The sequence below is a fragment of the Acetobacter cibinongensis genome (genome assembly GCF_000963925.1).
GTDB classification, from domain to species: Bacteria; Pseudomonadota; Alphaproteobacteria; order Acetobacterales; family Acetobacteraceae; genus Acetobacter; species Acetobacter cibinongensis.
Genome location: NZ_BAMV01000047.1, coordinates 1 through 1,570 on the forward strand (window position 1 = coordinate 1; position 1,570 = coordinate 1,570).

The window sequence follows — 1,570 nt, forward strand, 5'->3', positions numbered from 1 at the left end:
AAAGAAGCCATGAAGATTGTAGTACCTGTCAAACGGGTTGTGGATTACAACATCAAGCCCCGCGTAAAGGCAGATGGTAGCGGCGTTGAAACCGCTGGCGTCAAGATGTCCATGAATCCCTTCGATGAGATTGCGGTTGAAGAAGCCGTCCGCCTCAAGGAAAAAGGGGCCGCGACTGAAGTTGTCGTGGTGTCCATTGGTGTCCAGCAGGCGCAGGATACCCTGCGTACCGCTATGGCCATGGGTGCTGACCGCGCCATTCTGGTTCTGGCTGAAGAAAGCCCGGAACCTCTGGCCGTGGCCAAGGTGCTCAAGGCCATTGTGGCCAAGGAAGAACCCGGCATGGTCATTCTTGGCAAACAGGCCATTGATGATGACATGAACGCCACAGGCCAGATGCTTGCTGGCCTGCTTGGCTGGGGTCAGGGGACTTTCGCTGGTAAAGTGGATGTTGCCGATGGCACCGTGCGCGTCAGCCGTGAAATTGATGGCGGGACGGAAGATGTCTCCCTCAAGCTGCCAGCCGTTGTAACGGCTGACCTGCGGTTGAACGAGCCACGTTATGCCTCTCTGCCCAACATCATGAAGGCCCGCAAAAAGCCGCTTGAAACGCTCAATGTGGCAGACCTTGGTGTTGATACCACGCGCCGCCTGACCATTGTGTCTGTGGCTGAGCCTGCACAGCGTCAGGCTGGTGTCAAAGTTGGTTCCGTAGCGGAACTGGTTGAGAAACTGCGTAACGAAGCGAAGGTAATCTGATCATGACCGCTCTTGTTCTTCTTGATCACGAAGAAGGCCGGATCAGACAGGCCGCGCTTTCTGCCATTACCGCAGCAACCCAGTTTGGGGATGTGCATGTTCTGGTGGCCGGTGATGAGGCTGTAGCTCAGGCTGCTGCCAAAATTGCCGGTGTCTCCAAGGTTCTGCACGCAGCCGATGCCCGCTACGCGCATGAACTGGCTGAGCCTCTGGCTGCTCTTATCGTGTCGCTGGCCGGCAGTTATGACCAGATCGTTGCTGCGGCAGGGGCTGTTGGCAAAAACGTGCTGCCGCGCGCCGCAGCACTGCTGGACGTACAGCCAATCCCTGACGTGATCCGCATTGTGGACGCCGATACGTTCGTGCGCCCCATTTATGCAGGGAATGCGCTGGCAACCGTTAAATCATCTGACAGCAAGAAAGTGCTGACGGTTCGCAGCTCCGCCTTTGATGCCGCCGCAGCCGAAGGGGGCTCGGCTCCGGTTGAAGCTGTTGCTCCTGCAGAAGACCCGGCCCTTTCTACTTTTGAGGCCGTGCACCTGTCCGAATCCGAGCGTCCTGAGCTTGAATCGGCACGTGTGGTCGTATCTGGTGGCCGTGGCCTTCAGAGTGAAGAGAAATTCAAGATTCTTGAACCTCTGGCAGATACGCTCGGGGCCGCCATCGGTGCCTCCCGCGCTGCTGTGGATTCCGGGTTTGTGCCTAACGATTATCAGGTTGGTCAGACAGGTAAGATTGTTGCGCCAGAACTCTATCTTGCTTTTGGTATCTCCGGTGCCATCCAGCATCTTGCTGGCATGAAGGACAGCCG

The 1,570-nt window shown here is 57.1% G+C and carries 2 protein-coding genes; both read left to right on the forward strand.

The genetic code is table 11. The features are described from left to right. Nucleotides 1-9: 9 nt before the first annotated feature. Complete coding sequence (locus Abci_RS13300) at nt 10-759, forward strand: electron transfer flavoprotein subunit beta/FixA family protein (protein ID WP_084597683.1); 750 nt, start codon at nt 10-12, stop codon at nt 757-759. 2 nt (nt 760-761) lie between these two features. Next, a partial coding sequence (locus Abci_RS13305) for an FAD-binding protein (RefSeq protein WP_048839666.1) occupies nt 762-1,570 on the forward strand: 809 nt, incomplete at its 3' end.